The 17,318-nt window shown below is 68.4% G+C and carries 14 protein-coding genes and 1 tRNA gene; 7 read left to right on the top strand and 8 right to left on the bottom strand.

Annotation, left to right across the window (positions count from 1 at the left end; genetic code table 11):
• Positions 1-37 precede the first annotated feature (37 nt).
• Entirely contained in the window at positions 38-2,854 is a 2,817-nt protein-coding gene (gene topA / locus ABW16_RS14290; RefSeq protein ID WP_047319885.1) for a type I DNA topoisomerase, read from the top strand.
• 1 nt (position 2,855) lies between these two features.
• Here the strand turns inward: topA and ABW16_RS14295 are convergent, their stop codons facing one another.
• Positions 2,856-4,508, bottom strand: coding sequence for an adenylate/guanylate cyclase domain-containing protein (locus ABW16_RS14295; protein ID WP_047319886.1), 1,653 nt, complete (start codon positions 4,506-4,508; stop codon positions 2,856-2,858).
• A gap of 69 nt (positions 4,509-4,577) precedes the next feature.
• On the opposite strand from ABW16_RS14295, the gene ABW16_RS14300 reads away from it, so the two are divergent.
• The 4 genes from ABW16_RS14300 to ABW16_RS14315 all read left to right on the top strand — a co-directional run bounded on the left by ABW16_RS14300 (position 4,578) and on the right by ABW16_RS14315 (position 7,205).
• The gene (locus ABW16_RS14300) at positions 4,578-5,804 is read left to right on the top strand and encodes a DNA polymerase III subunit delta' (protein ID WP_200900667.1); all 1,227 of its coding nucleotides are present in this window, start codon (positions 4,578-4,580) and stop codon (positions 5,802-5,804) included.
• Positions 5,805-5,836: 32 nt separating this feature from the next.
• Positions 5,837-5,912: transfer RNA gene (locus ABW16_RS14305), tRNA-Thr, on the top strand.
• Between the two features lie 166 nt (positions 5,913-6,078).
• Complete coding sequence (locus ABW16_RS23920) at positions 6,079-6,618, top strand: hypothetical protein (RefSeq protein WP_131721505.1); 540 nt, start codon at positions 6,079-6,081, stop codon at positions 6,616-6,618.
• Positions 6,615-7,205 (top strand): RES domain-containing protein, encoded by a 591-nt coding sequence (locus ABW16_RS14315; RefSeq protein WP_052956918.1) that lies wholly within the window; start codon positions 6,615-6,617, stop codon positions 7,203-7,205. Before ABW16_RS23920 ends, ABW16_RS14315 begins: the two co-directional genes overlap by 4 nt.
• A gap of 30 nt (positions 7,206-7,235) precedes the next feature.
• Here the strand turns inward: ABW16_RS14315 and ABW16_RS14320 are convergent, their stop codons facing one another.
• Positions 7,236-8,666, bottom strand: a complete 1,431-nt coding sequence (locus ABW16_RS14320; RefSeq protein WP_047319840.1) for an oxygenase MpaB family protein — start codon at positions 8,664-8,666, stop codon at positions 7,236-7,238.
• 49 nt (positions 8,667-8,715) lie between these two features.
• Between ABW16_RS14320 and ABW16_RS23925 the strand changes: the two genes are divergently transcribed.
• Positions 8,716-9,324, top strand: coding sequence for a TetR/AcrR family transcriptional regulator (locus ABW16_RS23925; protein WP_052956919.1), 609 nt, complete (start codon positions 8,716-8,718; stop codon positions 9,322-9,324).
• Between the two features lie 11 nt (positions 9,325-9,335).
• Here the strand turns inward: ABW16_RS23925 and epsC are convergent, their stop codons facing one another.
• Genes epsC through ABW16_RS14345 form a run of 4 tightly spaced genes read right to left on the bottom strand, consistent with a single transcriptional unit; the run spans position 9,336 to position 13,464 of the window.
• Positions 9,336-9,932 (bottom strand): serine O-acetyltransferase EpsC, encoded by a 597-nt coding sequence (gene epsC, locus ABW16_RS14330; protein WP_412178209.1) that lies wholly within the window; start codon positions 9,930-9,932, stop codon positions 9,336-9,338.
• Positions 9,929-10,864 carry a cysteine synthase A gene (gene cysK / locus ABW16_RS14335; RefSeq protein WP_047319841.1) on the bottom strand — a complete coding sequence of 312 codons (936 nt, stop codon included), beginning with the start codon at positions 10,862-10,864 and terminating at the stop codon, positions 9,929-9,931. The genes epsC and cysK overlap by 4 nt, the downstream gene beginning before the upstream one ends.
• Positions 10,865-10,898: 34 nt before the next feature.
• Complete coding sequence (locus tag ABW16_RS14340; RefSeq protein ID WP_047319842.1) at positions 10,899-12,554, bottom strand: family 2A encapsulin nanocompartment cargo protein cysteine desulfurase; 1,656 nt, start codon at positions 12,552-12,554, stop codon at positions 10,899-10,901.
• On the bottom strand, positions 12,541-13,464 hold the full coding sequence (locus ABW16_RS14345) for a family 2A encapsulin nanocompartment shell protein (RefSeq protein WP_047319843.1): 924 nt from the start codon (positions 13,462-13,464) through the stop codon (positions 12,541-12,543). Before ABW16_RS14345 ends, ABW16_RS14340 begins: the two co-directional genes overlap by 14 nt.
• 286 nt (positions 13,465-13,750) lie before the next feature.
• Between ABW16_RS14345 and ABW16_RS14350 the strand changes: the two genes are divergently transcribed.
• Positions 13,751-15,049: a TQXA domain-containing protein gene (locus tag ABW16_RS14350; protein WP_047319844.1), complete on the top strand. Its 1,299-nt coding sequence runs from the start codon at positions 13,751-13,753 to the stop codon at positions 15,047-15,049.
• Here ABW16_RS14350 and ABW16_RS14355 read toward each other — a convergent pair.
• On the bottom strand, positions 15,029-16,552 hold the full coding sequence (locus ABW16_RS14355; RefSeq protein WP_047319891.1) for a sensor histidine kinase: 1,524 nt from the start codon (positions 16,550-16,552) through the stop codon (positions 15,029-15,031). The genes ABW16_RS14350 and ABW16_RS14355 overlap by 21 nt on opposite strands.
• The gene (locus ABW16_RS14360) at positions 16,549-17,313 is read right to left on the bottom strand and encodes a response regulator transcription factor (RefSeq protein WP_047319845.1); all 765 of its coding nucleotides are present in this window, start codon (positions 17,311-17,313) and stop codon (positions 16,549-16,551) included. Before ABW16_RS14360 ends, ABW16_RS14355 begins: the two co-directional genes overlap by 4 nt.
• Positions 17,314-17,318: the final 5 nt, after the last annotated feature.

Consider the following 17,318-nt stretch of genomic DNA (forward strand, 5'->3'; position numbering starts at 1 on the left):
CTGCCGGTGCGGACAGAAGTGGAGTGGTAAGCGCAAGGTGGCTGACTCTGAGACGGTGAGCGCCCGCAATGGCGATAAAACACCCGTGCGGCGGCTCGTCATTGTCGAGTCGCCCACCAAGGCACGGAAAATTGCGGGTTACCTGGGCAGGAACTACGTCGTCGAGTCCTCCCGAGGGCACATCCGGGACCTGCCCCGCAACGCCGCCGACGTGCCGGCGAAGTACAAGACCGAACCGTGGGCGCGCCTCGGCGTCAACGTCGACGCCGACTTCGAACCGCTCTACATCGTCAGCCCCGACAAGAAGAGCACCGTCACCGAGCTCAAAGGCCTGCTGAAAGACGTCGACGAGCTCTATCTGGCCACCGATGGTGACCGGGAGGGCGAGGCGATCGCCTGGCACCTGCTGGAGACCCTGAAGCCGCGCATCCCGGTCAAACGGATGGTGTTCCACGAGATCACCGAGCCGGCGATCCGCAACGCCGCCGAGAACCCCCGTGACCTGGACATCGACCTGGTGGACGCGCAGGAGACCCGGCGCGTCCTGGACCGGCTGTACGGGTATGAAGTCAGCCCCGTGCTGTGGAAGAAAGTCGCGCCGAAGCTGTCGGCCGGCCGCGTCCAGTCGGTGGCCACTCGCATCATCGTGCAGCGCGAACGCGAACGGATGGCGTTCCGCAGTGCCTCCTACTGGGACGTGGTCGCCCAACTGGACGCCAGCGTCTCCGACCCGACGGCCTCTCCGCCCAGCTTCACCGCGCGGCTGGTCGCCGTTGACGAGCTGCGGGTGGCCAGCGGTCGTGACTTCGACTCATTGGGCGCGCTGCGCAAGCCCGACGAGGTGCGGGTGCTCGACGAAGCCGCGGCCACCGCGCTGGCGGCCGGGCTGCAGGGCGCGTCGCTGTCGGTGACCTCCGTGGAGGAGAAGCCGTACACCCGCCGGCCCTACGCGCCCTTCATGACCTCGACGTTGCAGCAGGAAGCCGGCCGCAAGCTGCGGTTCTCCGCCGAGCGGACGATGAGCATCGCCCAGCGGCTCTACGAGAACGGCTACATCACCTACATGCGTACCGACTCGACGACGCTGTCGCAGTCGGCTATCGACGCCGCCCGTACCCAGGCCCGCCAGCTCTACGGCGAGGAGTACGTGTCGCCGTCGCCGCGGCAGTACACCCGCAAGGTCAAGAACGCCCAGGAAGCCCACGAGGCGATCCGGCCGGCCGGTGAGACGTTCGCCACCCCCGACGCGGTGCGCAACGAGCTGGGCAGCGACGAGTTCCGGCTCTACGAGCTGATCTGGCAGCGCACCGTCGCCTCGCAGATGGCCGACGCCCGCGGCACCACGCTGAGCCTGCGGATCGGTGGAGCAACCGCTGGTCTTGGTCAAAAGAGGGAAGTGACGTTCGCCGCCAGCGGCCGCACCATCACCTTCGCCGGCTTCCTCAAGGCCTACGTGGAGACCGTCGACGAGTTGGCCGGCGGCGAAGCCGACGACGCCGAGCGGCGGCTGCCGCAGCTGACCCAGGGGCAGCGGGTGGACGCCACCGAGCTGACCCCCGACGGGCACGCCACCAACCCGCCCGCGCGCTACACCGAGGCCTCGCTGGTCAAGGCGCTCGAAGAGTTGGGCATCGGCCGGCCGTCGACGTACTCCTCGATCATCAAGACCATCCAGGACCGCGGCTACGTCTACAAAAAGGGCAGCGCGCTGGTCCCCACCTGGGTGGCGTTCGCCGTGATCGGGCTGCTGGAGCAGCACTTCGGCCGGCTCGTCGACTACGACTTCACCGCGGCCATGGAGGACGAGCTCGACGGGATCGCCGCCGGGCGTCAGCGCCGTATCGACTGGCTGCACAACTTCTACTTCGGTGGCGACTACGGGGTCGAGGACTCGATCGCGCGGGCCGGCGGCTTGAAGAAGCTGGTCGGGGTCAACTTGGAGGGCATCGACGCCCGCGAGATCAACTCGATTCGGTTGTTCGACGACGCGCAGGGCAGGCCGGTCTATGTGCGGGTGGGCAAGAACGGCCCCTACCTGGAGCGCATGGTCACCGGTGACGACGGCGAGCCGACCCCGCAGCGGGCCAACCTGGATGACTCGCTGCCGCCGGACGAGCTGACCCTGGCACTGGCCGAGGAACGCTTCGCCACCCCGCAGGAGGGCCGGTCGCTCGGTGTTGACCCGGCTACCGGGCACGAGATCGTCGCCAAGGACGGGCGCTACGGTCCGTATGTCACCGAAGTTCTGCCGCCACCGCCGGACGACGAGTCTGGAACGACGGCTAAGAAGGGCAAGAAGCCGACCGGCCCCAAGCCCCGCACCGGTTCGTTGCTGCGCAGTATGAGCCTGGAAACCGTGACGCTCGACGACGCGCTGAAGCTGCTGTCGTTGCCGCGGGTGGTCGGCGTCGACCCCGAGTCCGGCGACGAGATCACCGCGCAGAACGGCCGCTACGGGCCATACCTGAAGCGCGGCACTGACTCTCGGTCGTTGGCAAGCGAAGAGCAGATCTTCGAGATCTCGCTCGACGAAGCGCTGAAGATCTACGCGGAGCCGAAGCGTCGTGGCCGCCAAGCAGCTGCGACCGCGGCGCTGCGGGAGTTGGGTGCTGACCCGACCAGCGGCAAGCCGATGGTGATCAAGGACGGCCGATTCGGTCCGTACGTGACCGACGGCGAGACCAACGCCAGCCTGCGCAAGGGCGATGAGGTGGCCACGATCACCGATGAGCGTGCCGCCGAACTGCTCGCCGACCGGCGGGCGCGGGGGCCGGTCAAGAAGGCCGCCAAGAAGACCGCGCGCAAGGCGCCCGCGAAAAAGGCACCGGCGAAGAAGGCCGCCAAGAAGGCTTGAGTCAGTCGGCTGCGGCCGCGGGCTCGGCGTTTACGTCGTTCTCGTTTTCGTTCGCGTCGTTCTCGGCCGGGATCGCTTCCAGCGCCGCGAGATGCAGCGGCCGCGCCAGCTGAGTAGGTGCGGTGCGTCCGCGCAGTTCGACGATCTCGCCGACCTCCCAGCACAGCGCCTCGGCGTCGACCGCGCCGCTGACCGCTACCGCCGAAGCCAGCACGTGGCCGTCCTCCAACTTGGCCAGCTCGGTCAGCCGGGCGGCCTCGTTGACCGGGTCGCCGATCACGGTGTACTCGAAACGGGCGCGGGCGCCGATGTGGCCGGCGATTGCCCGCCCGGCCGACACCCCGATGCCGAACTCCTCCGAACCGAGCACCGGAAGCAGGCCGTCGTGCAGTTCGCGGGCCGCCGCCAAGGCCGCACTCGAGGCGTCCGGGTGCTCGATGGGCGCACCGAAGATCGCCAGCGCCGCGTCACCCTGGAATTTGTTGACGAAACCGCCGTGGCGTCCGACGGCCTCCACCACGACCCGGAAGAACTCGTTGAGCAGGTTGACGACCTCGCTGGGGGGCCGGGTCGCGGCCAGCTGGGTGGAACCCACCAAGTCGATGAAGAGCACCGCCACGTCGCGCTCCTGGCCGCCCAGCTCGGTGCCACGCTCCAAGGCGCGCCGGGCCACGTCCTCGCCGACGTAGCGGCCGAACAGGTCGCGCAGCCGCTGCCGCTCGGCCAGGTCACGCACCATGTCGTTGAATCCGGCTTGCAGCAGGCCGAGCTCACTGGCGTCATAGATCTGCATGTGCGCGTTGTAGTTGCCCCGCTGCACCTCGCCCAGCGCCCAGCGCAACTGGCGCAGCGGGTCGGCGATCGACATCGACACCAGGACGGTGCCGGCCAGGCCGATCACCAGCGCGGCCAGCGCCATCAGCAGGATCGGGGTGAACAGCTTGTCCGGGGAGGCGTTGAGCAACGACGCCTTGCCGGCCAACACCGACAGCACGATCGCCAGCACCGGCACCCCGGTCGACAGTAGCCAGGTCAGCAGCTGGCGGAGGATCACTCCGGGCGCCCGCAGCTTTTCCGGGGCGCCGTCCCGCAGGGCCGCGACGGCCACCGGGCGCAGCACCCGCTCGGACTGCAGGTAGCCGATGATCGCGGTGGCGGCCGCACCCAGGGCGGTGGCGGTGACCACCACCGGCACCACGTCGTGCACCACCTGCCAGCTGATGATGACGAACACCACCCCGCCCACCGTCCAGTAGCAGATGCTGATCAGCGAGCGGTAGAACGGCATCCGCAGCGCCCGGGACCGGGCCAGCTCGGTATCGGCGGGGTCGGACTCCGGGTTCTCCACATCGGCGAGCAGCGCCTCCCGGCGTTGCCAGCGGAATACCGGCATCAGCAATGCGGTGCTGACCGAAAAGCCGAAGGCGAACAGGCACAGCAGCACGCCGGCGAACAGTGCCAGGTTCAGGCGCGGCAGGTCCTGCAGATTGATGCGGTCTTCCTCGGGCAGACCGAACCGTAGGAAACCGAACACGAACAGCGAGCCGATGATGTCGGCCTGCAGCATGCTCAGCGTGAAAACCGGCCAGGGCGTGCGCACGACCCAGCGGACGAATCGGTTGATCCGCCCGACCAGGGTCGTGGTGCTCACCAGCACACCGTATCCGGCGAGACGACAAAGCCCGAGTCCAAATGTCCGGGCAAGCCACTACTGTGACCGATGATGTCCGGGGTTTTCGCACGATTGGTGGGCCAGCAGACGGTCGAAGCCGAGCTGCTGGCTGCCGCGCGGGCGTCCCGGCGTGATTCAGCGCACAGCGGCATGACCGCCGGTGGTATGTCACACGCCTGGTTGATCACCGGCCCGCCCGGATCGGGCCGGTCGATCGCGGCGGTGTGTTTCGCCGCGGCGCTGCAGTGCACCGCCGAGGAGTCCGAGGGCGGTCCCGGCTGTGGTCGATGCCGAGCCTGCACCACGACGATGGCCGGCACGCACGCCGACGTGCGACGCGTGGTGCCGGAGGGACTGTCGATCGGCGTCGACGAGATGCGGGCCATCGTGCAGGCCGCGTCCCGGCGGCCGGGCACCGGACGCTGGCAGATCGTGGTGGTCGAGGACGCCGACCGGCTCACCGAGGGCGCGGGCAACGCCCTGCTGAAGGTCGTGGAGGAGCCGCCGCCCTCGACGGTGTTCCTGCTGTGCGCCCCCTCGGTGGACCCCGAGGACATCGCGATCACGCTGCGGTCCCGGTGCCGGCACGTGGCACTGGTGACGCCCCCGCCGGCGGCTATCGCCCAGGTGCTGGTCGAGACCGACGGGCTCGACCGTGAGACGGCGGACTGGGCGGCCGCGGTCAGCGGTGGCCACGTGGGACGGGCCCGGCGGCTGGCCACCGATGCCGAGGCCCGGCAGCGTCGCCAGCGGGCGCTGTCACTGGCCCGCGACGCGGCGACCCCGTCGCGGGCGTTCACCGCGGTCGATGAGTTGGTGGCCGCAGCGGAGTCCGAGGCCCGCGATCTGACTGCCGAGCGCGCCGAGGTCGAGACCGAGGAACTGCGCACCGCGCTGGGGGCGGGCGGCACCGGTAAGGGCACCGCCGCGACACTGCGCGGCACCGCCGGGGTGATCAAGGACCTGGAGCGTCGGCAGAAGTCTCGCCAGACCCGAGCCTCGCGCGATGCGTTGGACCGGGCCTTGATCGACCTGGCCACCTACTTTCGCGACGCCCTGCTGGCCGCCACGGGCTCGGCCGGCGTCGCCCGGCCCAGCCATCCGGACATGACCGATGCGGTGGCGGCGATCGCTGCCCACGCGTCGCCGGACCGGTTGCTGCGGTGCATTGAGGCGGTGCTCGAGTGCCGCGACGCCCTGGCGGCCAACGTCAAGCCCCGCTTCGCCGTCGGCGCCATGGTGGCCACCGTCGGGCAGGCCCTGCGAGACGACCTGTAAACTCTCCTGGTCCCGGTCGAACCCCCGGGCACGCCGCCTTAGCTCAGTCGGTAGAGCGATTCACTCGTAATGAATAGGTCAGGAGTTCGATTCTCCTAGGCGGCTCCATACGTGCAGGTCAGGCGGGGTTTCTTACCCCGCCTGATGTGTTTCGTCGAAAACCCATTGAGTGCGCACGTCGCCGAGTGGCCGCAACGTGCCTGCGGGTGACGCTGTTGACGCTGTTGACGCCGCGTGCGTAGTGTTGACAGTGTTGACGGAAGGGGGCGTCGAGATGACTGCACCGTTGCGGCGGGACGCCCAGGCGTTCGTGCGCCAGGCAACCAAGGAGTTTGAGCGCGCGCTCACCAACGTTGTGGTCTCGCACGAGCTCGCCGGCCGCAGCCCTGATGTGGTTTTGGGCGACCCCCTGAGCTTCGCGGCGCGCGCGGTGCGTGCGACCGCCCCGGAGGCCTCGTCTTGGGATGAACTGGTCGGACCGTTTGTGCGTACTGATGGAGTTCAGGCCCGGCTTGGGATCACTCGCCAGGCGGTTGCTTCCAAGGCTGCGCGACGTCGTCTGTTGCGGACCATTACCTCCGACGGGGAGCACCTGTATCCGCTGTGGCAGTTTGACGGCGGCCGCCTCGTCAGCGGGCTCGATGAGGTGTTGTCGCTGTTTCCTGAGTCATCGGTGGATGGGTGGACCCTGGCGGCATGGCTGCGTACCCCGGACCCCGAGCTCGGTGAGCCGCCTCTCGACGCCTTGGCTCGGGGTGATCTCGCGCGGGTCCGGGAGGTGGCTCGTGCTGCTGCACGAACGCTGGCCGCGTGAGTGCGGAACCGACGCTGGGTGAGCCGGGTGACCTGACCGGGTTTCCGGCCAGTGGACCGCCGCGGCGGTTGGTTCGGGTCTGCCGGGTTGGGCTGGAGCCGTGGTGGTTCTCCTCTGACGGATCTGGGCGGTTTGACCTCGAGCCGCCCTACGGCACCTGTTATCTCGCCACTGACGGCTATGCGGCGATCAGGGAGGCGAGCCGGCTGGGGCCGGTGTCTACCGAGTGGGTGGCGGCCCGAGAACTGCGCCACGTATCCCCACCCGATGCGAAGGCGCGTCTGGCGGCCACCACTCGGCAGGCCGCAGGTCGCTACGGGGTAACCACTGAATTGGTGACGGTGATCCCTTACGATCTGCCTCGCCGCTGGGCTGCCGCGTTCGGGAAGCACGGGTTCGATGGGATTCGACATCAGCTGCGTCACGATCAACGGGCCCGCCCGTCCGGGGTCGCGCTCTTCGGACCCGCAGGGCTGGCAGCGTTCGACGGTGGAACTGCGTTGGCCTTGACGGCCGTCGAGGTTGAGGCGGCCGGGGTGAAGGTCCTTGCGCCACCGCATTCATCGGCGCTGACTGTGGTGTCCTGAAGCGGTCCCTCGACGGTGGGTGTGACTCCCTTACCGACGAGACGTCGTGGCCAACCGGGGTGGGCCGAATCCGCCCCCCGACGTCGAGTCGTCGTGGTGGGTATAGGCCATCGCGATGTCGTGGTAGCGCTTGGCGAATGACGACATGGCATCGACCAGCTGGTCGGTTCCCGGCGGGCCGTTGCGGTAGAGGACACGTCGGGCCAGCTGCACCCCCGGCAGGCGGTCGCGCAATCCCAGGGCTCGCGCGTTGAGAACGGCGGTCTGCCGGAACAATTCGCTGTGGACCCGGTAAGGCACGTCGAATTCGGGTGCCCCCGCGACGAACTCGCGTACCTCGTCGAGACCGAACACCGGAACCAGCGGGGCGATGGCACTTGCCGCGAAGCCTTTGCAGATCGCGGTCGACAGCAGCGAACGGGCCGGCCCCGGAAACCATGGCAGGTAGGTTTCGGCGACGGCGTCCAACGGTTGCCGCACGGTGTGCATCAGTTCTTCCCGCCACCCGGACGGGTCACCGCCGCGCGAGAAGATGTAGTTCAGCGAGCGAATCATCTCGCCCCCATCCCTGGCGCGCAGGCGTTCGGGGGCGCCGATGAGATGGCCGAACCAGCCGGCGAACATCGCGATGTCGTCGAGATCCCGCGCGGACAGGCGGCGGCCCAGTCGGTGGTCGACCAGTCGAGTCAGCAACGGCCCGTTTCCAAAGCCCAGCAGTGACGTCGCCGCGATCGGCTCGCCGAATCGAAGATAGTGGTCATCGCCCCACGCCCGGCGCAGACCGCGACTGGCCAAGGCGTGCATGAGCCGCACGCGGACGATGGTCTGGAAGACCTCCGTGCGCGGGTCGTAGATGTCGGGCTTCATCGCCAGCGCGAACATCCGCAACGTCTCGGCATAGCGGCGGACCGAGTCGCGCTTGAACCTGCCGGTCGCGCCGGTGGCGGCCGAGATGTCGCTGGTCATCGCCGTCTCGAACAACGCCCAACCGATGACCAGGCGTTGCGCCGAGAACGATGCGGTGGAGGCCAGCAGCCGGCCCCGGTTGGCGGCCTTGATATCCAGCCATGACGGCCGTTCGGTGACATAGCCCAAGAACTCGACGAGCTCGGGAGGGGCGTCGGCCACCGTGTCGATCCCACCGGTCAGCGCCTGCTCGAACATCGGCCGGACCGTTGCGGAGCCGGCTCGGTCGAACAGATCGACGACCGGGATGACGCGCTCGTCGGCCTGCCAGAACATGTCGTCGCGCAGCCTGGTGAAATCGTCCGGCTCCGTCGCTTGGTCGATATCGATCCAGGGACCGAACAGGTACTCACGACTTGGTCGCCACCGGTCGGCAAAGAGATCTCGCCCCGGCGGAATCGGGCGCAGCGGCCGGTCCTCGTGCTCCCGGCGGTTGAAATCGACGTCGGTGAGCGTCAGTGGCGCGCGTCGAGTGGCCTTCGAGGGTGTCGACATCTCCTCACGTTTGCATGAATGCAACTAATCCGTCAAGATCATTGCAATTATGCAGACAGCAAATGCGGCCATCATCCCGTTCCCCAGCCTTGCCGAGCGGCTCCCGGTGCCGCCGCCGGCGCGGCTTGACCCGCTGCTGGACGCCACCGTGGTCTGCGTGGCCCGTTACGGACTGTCCAAGACGTCGGTCAGCGACATCGCCCGCGAAATGGGTGTGGTGCCCAGCACCGTGTATCGCAATGTCCGCTCGGTCGACAACGCCGTGCTACTCGCGATCGCCCGTGACGGCCGCCGGATGATCGACCGCATTCCGGAGGTCGTCGCCGGGATCGACGGGCCCCGGGTGATCACGGTGTTCCTCGCCGAGTCCATCCGGCAGTGCCGCGCGCATCCGATGGTCGACAAGATCCTGCGCGACGAGGCCGAGTGGGTCGGCAAGCTGACCACCCGCAACCTCGACGGCATTTTGGAGTCGGGCGCCGAGATGGCCGCACCGCTGCTAGCCGCCGCGATGGAGGCCGGCGTCATCCGAAAGCAGGATCCTTCGGCACTGGCCCACTGGACCGCCCGGATCGGGTTCACCTGCGTCTTGTCGCCGCCTCCCGGCGATCTGACCGAGGCCCTCGACGCGCTGCTTTTGCCGGCGTTGCAGCCGTAGCGTCCAACCGCTCAGATGTACATCGCCGGGTCGATGTAGGTGGTCGGGTCCACCAGCGGCTCCCGCTGCTTCTCCGTGCGGTGACGCACCGCGGCCGGGATTCCCGTGGCGATGCAGTCGGCCGGAACATCCTGGGTGACAACGGCGTTCGCGCCGACAGCGCTGCCGTCGCCGATCGTGATCGGGCCGAGGACCTTCGCGCCGGCGCCCACCGTGACACCGTTGCCGATGGTCGGGTGGCGCTTGCCGTGGCTCAGCGAACGCCCGCCGAGGGTGACACCGTGGTAGACCATGACGTCGTCGCCGATCTCGGTGGTCTCGCCGATCACCACACCCAGGCCGTGGTCGATGAAGAACCGCCGCCCGATGGTCGCGCCCGGGTGGATCTCGATGCCGGTGGCGAACCGGGTGGCCTGAGCCAGCACGCGGGCCACCCCGCGCAGCGCCGGCCTGGCCCACAGCCGGTGCGCGATTCGATGCGACCAGATCGCGTGCAGTCCCGAATAGACCAGGGCGTTCTCGAAGTCCCCGCGCGCGGCCGGGTCGTGTTCGCGCGCGTTGCGCAGGTCCTCGCGCAGCGTCGTCCACACGCTCACCAGCGTGCTCATTCCCGAATATGCTCGAACAGCGGCGTCGAGATGTAGCGCTCGCCGAAGTCGGGGACCACCACCACGATCAGCTTCCCGGCGTTCTCCGGACGCTTGGCCAGCTCGAGTGCGGCCCACACGTTGGCACCGGCCGAGATCCCACCGAGGATCCCTTCCTCGGTACCCAACGCGCGAGCCACCCGGATGGCGTCGTCGAACTGTGCATCGATGATCTCGTCGTAGCAGTCGCGGTCGAGCACCTCGGGGACGAAGTTGGCGCCCAGGCCCTGAATCTTGTGCGGACCGGGGTCGGCGCCGTGCAGGATCGCGGAGTCCTTGGGTTCCACGCCGACGATCTGGACCGAGGGCTTGTGGGCCCGCAGGGTGTGCGAGACGCCGGTCAGGGTGCCGCCGGTGCCGATCCCGGCGACGAAGATGTCGACGGCGCCGTCGGTGTCTTTCCAGATCTCTTCGCCGGTCGTCCGTTCGTGGATGGCCGGGTTGGCCGGGTTGGCGAATTGATCTGCGGACAAAGCGTTGTGGGTGTCGGCGACGATCTGCTTGGCACGTGCGACCGCGCCGGCCATGCCCTCGGAGCCGGGCGTCAGGACGATCTCGGCGCCGTAGGCACGCAGCATCACCCGGCGCTCGGTGGACATGGTGTCCGGCATGGTCAGAATCACCTTGTAGCCGCGTGCGGCGCCGACCATCGCCAAAGCGATGCCGGTGTTGCCGCTGGTGGCCTCCACGATGGTGCCCCCGGGGCGCAGTTGGCCGGCCTTCTCGGCGGCGTCGATGATCGCGACGCCGATACGGTCCTTGACGCTGTTGGCCGGGTTGTAGAACTCGAGTTTGGCCGCCACCTGGGCGTCCAGGCCTTCGGTCAGCCGGTTGAGCCGCACCAGTGGGGTATGGCCGATCAGCTCGGTGACGTTGTCGTAGATCCTGCCCATCAATTGCCCTTTCCTACCAAGGCCGCCATAGGTGCTATGCGCTCCCTTCGGCGATACGCCGTACAGCCCTGATAAACACGTCGATCTCCTCGAAGGTGTTGTAGAACGCGAACGACGGTCGCACGGTGGCCTCCAGACCGTAGCGGCGCAGGATCGGCTGCGCGCAGTGGTGACCGGCGCGCACCGCGATGCCCTCGGCGTTGAGCGCCTTGCCCACTTCCGCCGGGTCGTGGCCGGCCAGCACGAACGACAACACGCTGGCCTTCTCGTCGGCGGTGCCGACGAGCCGCACCCCGGGGATGTCGGCCAGGCGTGGTGTGGCGTACTCCAACAGGGCGTGCTCGTAGGCGGCGATGCGTTCGATGCCCACGCGCTCCACGTAGCGCAGGGCTTCGCCCAGGCCGACCGCGTCGGCGATGTTGCCGGTGCCCGCCTCGAATTTGTTGGGCGGTTCTTGATACAGCGAGCGTTCCAGGGTCACGTCGGCGATCATGTTGCCTCCACCCTGCCACGGCGGCGTCTCGGCCAGCGCCTCGGCGGTCCCGTACAGTACCCCGATCCCGGTGGGGCCGAAGATCTTGTGCCCGGAGAACGCGAAGAAGTCCGCGCCCAGCGACTGCACGTCGATGGGAATGTGCGGGACCGACTGCGCTCCGTCGATCAGCACCCGAGCGCCGTAGCGGTGCCCGAGTTCGACGATGTCGTGCACCGGGGTGACGGTGCCCAGCGCGTTGGAGACATGTGTGGCGGCAACCAGTTTGGTCCGCGGACCCAGCAGGTCCTCGAATTCGCCCAGCAGCAGGTTGCCCGCGTCGTCCACCGGAGCCACCTTGAGAATCGCCCCGGTCTTCTTCGAGACCAATTGCCACGGAACGATATTCGCGTGGTGCTCCAGATGGGTGATGACGATCTCATCACCGGGTCGCAGATGCTTGCCGCCCCAGGCGTAAGCGACCAGGTTGATCGCTTCGGTGGTGCCGCGCACGAAGACGATGTCCTCGCTGCGCGGCGCACCCAGGAAGCGCCGCACGGTGTCGCGGGAGTCTTCGTAGGCGTCGGTGGCGCGGGCCGCGAGTTCGTGTGCGGCCCGGTGGATGTTGGAGTTCTCGTGGGCGTAGAAGTACGACAGCCGGTCGATCACAACCTGCGGCTTCTGCGTGGTGGCGGCGTTGTCGAACCAGATCAACGGCTTGCCGTTGACGGTCTCGCGCAGGATCGGGAAGTCAGCGCGCACGGCGTTGACATCGAAGACCTCGTGCGAGTCCGGCACCGTAGGAGCCGGTTCGGCGGCCGGCGCCCGAGGAGACAAGAAGTAGTAGTTCGCCTCGTCTCCGCCGGCGGCCGGTGCCGGGGTGTCCTGCCAATCCAGCTGCGGAACTGCGGGGGCGCCCCCCGGCCAGCCGGGCGCCGACCCACGCGGAGCGACCGGGACGGACGCCCCGGGCGGGGAGCCGGCCAACACCCCGGGCACGGTCGGCACGATGCCGCTGGGCACCGCGAACGCCGACAGGTCGGCCACCCCCGGCGGCAGCAGGCCGGACGGGTCGGGAACCCCGCCCCGCGGCGCCACCGCCGTGGTCTGCGGCGGCGAGTCCGGACCGGGCTGGGCGGCGTACAGCTGGTTGGCCAAAACCTGCAGCTCAGCGGCGCTGACCGGTAGGTTTACCGGCCCCGGGTCACTTGTACTCATGGAAATGGTCCACCGCGACGTCGTCGAGCACAGCGAGCGCATCGTCGGTGAGCACGGCCAGCGAGTTGTACAGCGTGACCAGGTAGGACGCGATCGCCGACCGGTTGATGCCGGTGAACCGGACCGACAGCCCCGGCGCCTGCTCGCCGACCAGGCCGGGTTGGAACAACCCGACGACGCCCTGACGCTCCTCGCCGGTGCGCACCAGCAGGAACTTCGTCTTGGAGTCCTCCACCGGAACCTTGTCGCTGGGCACGATCGGGATACCGCGCCAGGTGATGAACTGCGCGCCGAACAGGTTCACCACCACCGGCGGCACCCCGCGGCGGGTGGCTTCGCGGCCGAAGGCGGCCACACCCAGCGGGTGGGTCAGGAAGAACCCGGGGGTTTTCCACACCTTGGTGATCAGCGAGTCCAGGTCGTCGGGGGTGGGCGGGCCGGTCAGGGTGGAGATGGTCTGCTCCGGCGTGACCTGCGCCAACAGGCCGTACTCCGGGTTGTTGACCAGCTCGAACTCCTGGCGTTCCTTGATGGTCTCGATGGTGAGTCGCAGCTGCTGTGCGACCTGGTCGTGCGGGCTGGAGTACAGGTCGGAGACCCGGGTGTGCACATCGAGCAGCGTGGAGATCGAGCGCAGGGTGTACTCCCGCGGGCTGGTCTCGTAGTCGACGTACGTCTGCGGCAGCGGTTCCTCCGAACCGGCGCCCTGCTCGGCTGCAATGGCGACCTGGCCGGGGTTGACCACCCGGTTGACCCGGTAGATACCGGCTTCGACCGGGACCCAGTTCAGCAGGTGCAGCAGCCAGCGTGGCGTGATGGTGGCCAGCTGCGGGACAGTCTTGGTCGCATTGGCGAGTTGCCGTGCGGCGAGGTCCCCGAGCGCCTGAGATTCGTTCTGAGCGGACGTCATTGCTTTCCTCCTGATGAGTGACGGCGCCAATCATGGACTATCGTTCGGGTTTGCCCACCAGTTGCGCTCAGGGCGAATTGAATCCCTCGCAGTTCGCGCCGCTGCGGTACATGTCGTAGGGTATGTCTATGTCGAACATCACGCTGCCACAGCCGCACGCTTTGTGCCGCCTTGCCGCGTGTTGTTGTTGTTGATTCTCTGACGCCCTGATTCCTTAGCGTCGCAGCCCGCCCCTATCTCGGCGAGGTGCTGCCGTGCGCGCTTCAGACCAGAAAGTCGACTCGGCATGACCGTTTCAACCTCCGCTTTTCCTCTTCTCGACACCGGGCCCGCGGTGACCGTTCGCCGCAGGGTCCGTCCCCGTCCGGCCGTCGACATCGACCGGATGACCCGCTACCACGGCGGCACGTATTCGCACACCGTCGACCGGATCGTGTTCACCGACGGCACCAGCGCACGCACCGACCTGATTCGCCTGAACCCCGGCATCGCGGCGTATTCGCTGGACTTCCACGGCATCGCGCCCACTCGTCCGTCGGCGTACCGGATCGACACCTGGTCGGCGGTTCCGCACCTGCGCGCCGCCACCCGTGACCCTCGCGAAGTTCAGGTCGACTGGATCCTGCGCAACTCGGTCCCGCGGCTGACCACCGTCGAGTTGAGCCGTCGGCTGCGGGACGCCGGATACCGGCTGGGCCGCGGCAACATCAGCGAACACGAGGCGATCGCCGCCACCCAAGCCGCGATCTGGCGGCTGACCAACGGCTTGGAGCTGGACACCCGTGCCCGCACCGAGCCGGTCCGGGTGCTGCGCGACCCCGAAGGGGTGACGGTCGAGTTCGAAGAGGCCCTCGAGTTGGGCGGCTACACCCTGGAACTGGTCGCCTCGGAGCCGGTGACGGTGACCCTGCACAAATCCGACGACGGCCGTACCTGGCGGGAGGTGCCGTCGTCGCGGCTGGCCGTCGGTGCCGCCGGAGCCCACCGCAAGGCACTGGGAGTGGGTGCCACCGTCGGCGGCCACCGGTATTACCGCCTGTCGGTAGGCGGACCCGGGACGGCGGCCACCCTCGGCGACGTCGACTTCTGGCTCAACGGCACCAGCACCTATCGCAATGCCGACCGCATCGTGGCCCTCTACCGGTATCTGCTGGCCGGTGCGGCAGGGGCGCGCACCACGGCACCGGCAGTGGACGTGTCGGCGGCCACCATGGTCGACGGTCTGGTGGGGCCGCTGCGGCTGTCGGTCGCCGACTCCGCCGCGCTGAGTGCCGAGGGTGCGGCGCTGCTGGACGCCGACGGGAACGAGTTGACCGGCCCGGTGGAACCGGGCAGCGTCTTCTACCTGCGGCCGCGACCGGGTGCGGTGTCGGCGCGGGTGCGCGTCACGGTGCCCGGCACCGAAGACGGCTACGGCGGACGGGTCCTCACCGGCATCCCCGGCGATCAGGGCTCGCAGATGTTCACCCCGGTGGCGCTGGCGGTTCCGGCCGCGCTGGTCGTCGACTTCGATCTCAGCTGGTCGCAGCGGCGGGCCTTGCCGCACCGGTCGCGGCGACCGAGGTCAGGAGTCCGGTCCGCCTAGCGCCGGATCCGCCAGCGGCAGTCGAACCCGGAACACCGTCCACCCTTCGGTCGACTCCACACCCACCGAGCCGCGGTGCGCGCCGACGATCGAGGCGACGATCGCCAACCCCAGCCCGGTGCTGCCCAATTCGCCGGAGCGGGCCTTGTCCGCCCGGACGAACCGCTCGAACAGGTGCGGTACCAGGTCGGCGTCGATACCCGGACCGTCGTTGGCCACCGTCAACTCCGCGGCGGGCCCACCCACTCCGCCGTGGTCCGCGGTGATGGCCGTCGTGATCGTCACCCCGGGCGGTGTGTGCACCCAGGCGTTCTTCAACAGGTTGGTGACGACCTGGTGCAGGCGCGCGCGGTCGCCGCGAACCCATACCGGCGCGTCGGGCAGGTCTTTGATCCAGTGGTGGCTCGGTGCCGCGGCGGCCGCGTCGTTGACCGCGTCGAGCACCAGCTCAGCCAGGTCGACATCTTCGAGCTGCAGGTCCTGGCCTTCTCCGAGCCGCGACAGCAATAACAGCTCCTCCACCAGCGACGCCATCCGCTGCGCCTCGGACTCGATGCGGGCCAGCGCATACTCGGTGGTCGGCGGCAGGGCCGCGCTGTCCTGCCGCGTCAGTTCGGCGTAACCCTGGATCGCCGCGAGCGGCGTACGCAGTTCGTGGCTGGCATCGGTGATGAACTGTCGCATCCGCCGGTCGGCATCACTGCGGTAGGCAAGGGCGCTGTCGACGTTGTCCAGCAACCGATTCAGGGCTCCGGCGACGATTCCCACCTCATTGCCCGGGTCGACATCGTCGGAGGCCACCCGGATGGTGATCCGCTCGTCACCCTCGGCCAGCGGCATCGCGGCCACCGAGGCGGCGGTCGCCGCGACGCGACGCAGTGGCCGCAACGCGTAGCTGACCACAGTGATGGTCAGGCCCGCGGTGACCAGCAGTGCCAACGTGTAAAGCGCTGAGGCAGCGGCCATTCGGCGATCGACAGTGCGATTTGCCAGGTGCATCGATCCGCCGATGAACAACAGGTCGTCGTCGTCGACCGCGCGGGTGTTCACCCGATAGGAGCCCAGGCTGCCCAACTCCACCGTCTGCGGCGGACCACTGGTCCAGTGCCCCTCGGCGATGGTGGCCACCACGTCGGCGGGCGCGGGATACGGGTCACGCTTGGTGAACACCACCGCTCCGATCACCACGCCGTCGCGCAGCACCGCCAGCACGTTGCCCGGGGTCTGATCGCTGAAACCGAGCATGGCCGTGCCGATGTTCGACTGGCCGTCGGGCCCCACCACGTTGTCGACGTGGCGATAGTCGGCGAAGTAGTGGCTGAAGGCATTGAGCGACTCGTAGAGATCGGCGTCGATCGTGGCGGTGACGTAGGTGCGCAGGCTCAGAACCGACACCGCGCCCACCGCCACGAACACCACGGTCACGACGGCCGACACTCCCAGCACCAACTGGCGGCGTAAACCGCGCGGACGCCATCGAGGCGGCTTGGGGGCGGCGGTCATTCGGGTGGCTTGCACATGTATCCCACTCCGCGCACGGTGTGGATCATCGGCGCCCGATCGGCGTCGACCTTCTTACGCAGGTAGGAGATGTAGAGGTCGACGATGCTGGTGCGGCCGGCGAAGTCGTAATTCCAGACCCGGTCCAAGATCTCCGCGCGGCTCAACGCCCGCCCCTGGTTGCGCATCAAGAAACGCAGCAGTTCGAACTCGGTCGTGGTCAGCGCCATGGCGGTGCCGCCGCGGGTGACCTGGCGGCTGGCGCCGTCCAACGTCAGGTCGCCGACGGTGAGGACCTCGTTCACCGGTGGTGTCAGCTGACTAGACCGGCGCAGCAGCCCGCGCAGCCGGGCCACCAACTCCTCCAGGCTGAACGGCTTGGTCATGTAGTCGTCGGCGCCCGAGGTCAGTCCGGTCACCCGGTCGGTCACCGAGTCGCGGGCGGTGAGAAACAGTGTCGGCGTGTAGGGGTCGGATTCGCGGACCCGCTGCAGAATCCGCAGCCCGTCGATATCGGGCAGCATGATGTCGAGAACCAGCAGATCGGGCGCCCCACCGTGGAACTTGGCCACGGCGTCACGTCCGTTATGGGCGACGTCGACCACCCACCCCTCGTAGTGCAGGGCCATGGTCACCAGGTTGGTCAACGCCGGCTCGTCGTCGACCAGCAGCACCCGGATCGGTGACCCGTCGCCGCGATAGATCCGCGGAAGCTGCCCGAGGATCGCCTTGCGCGGAGGTTGACCGTCCGTGTTACCCGCCATCGGTC

The organism is Mycolicibacter heraklionensis (assembly GCF_001021505.1).
Classification (GTDB): Bacteria; Actinomycetota; Actinomycetes; order Mycobacteriales; family Mycobacteriaceae; genus Mycobacterium; species Mycobacterium heraklionense.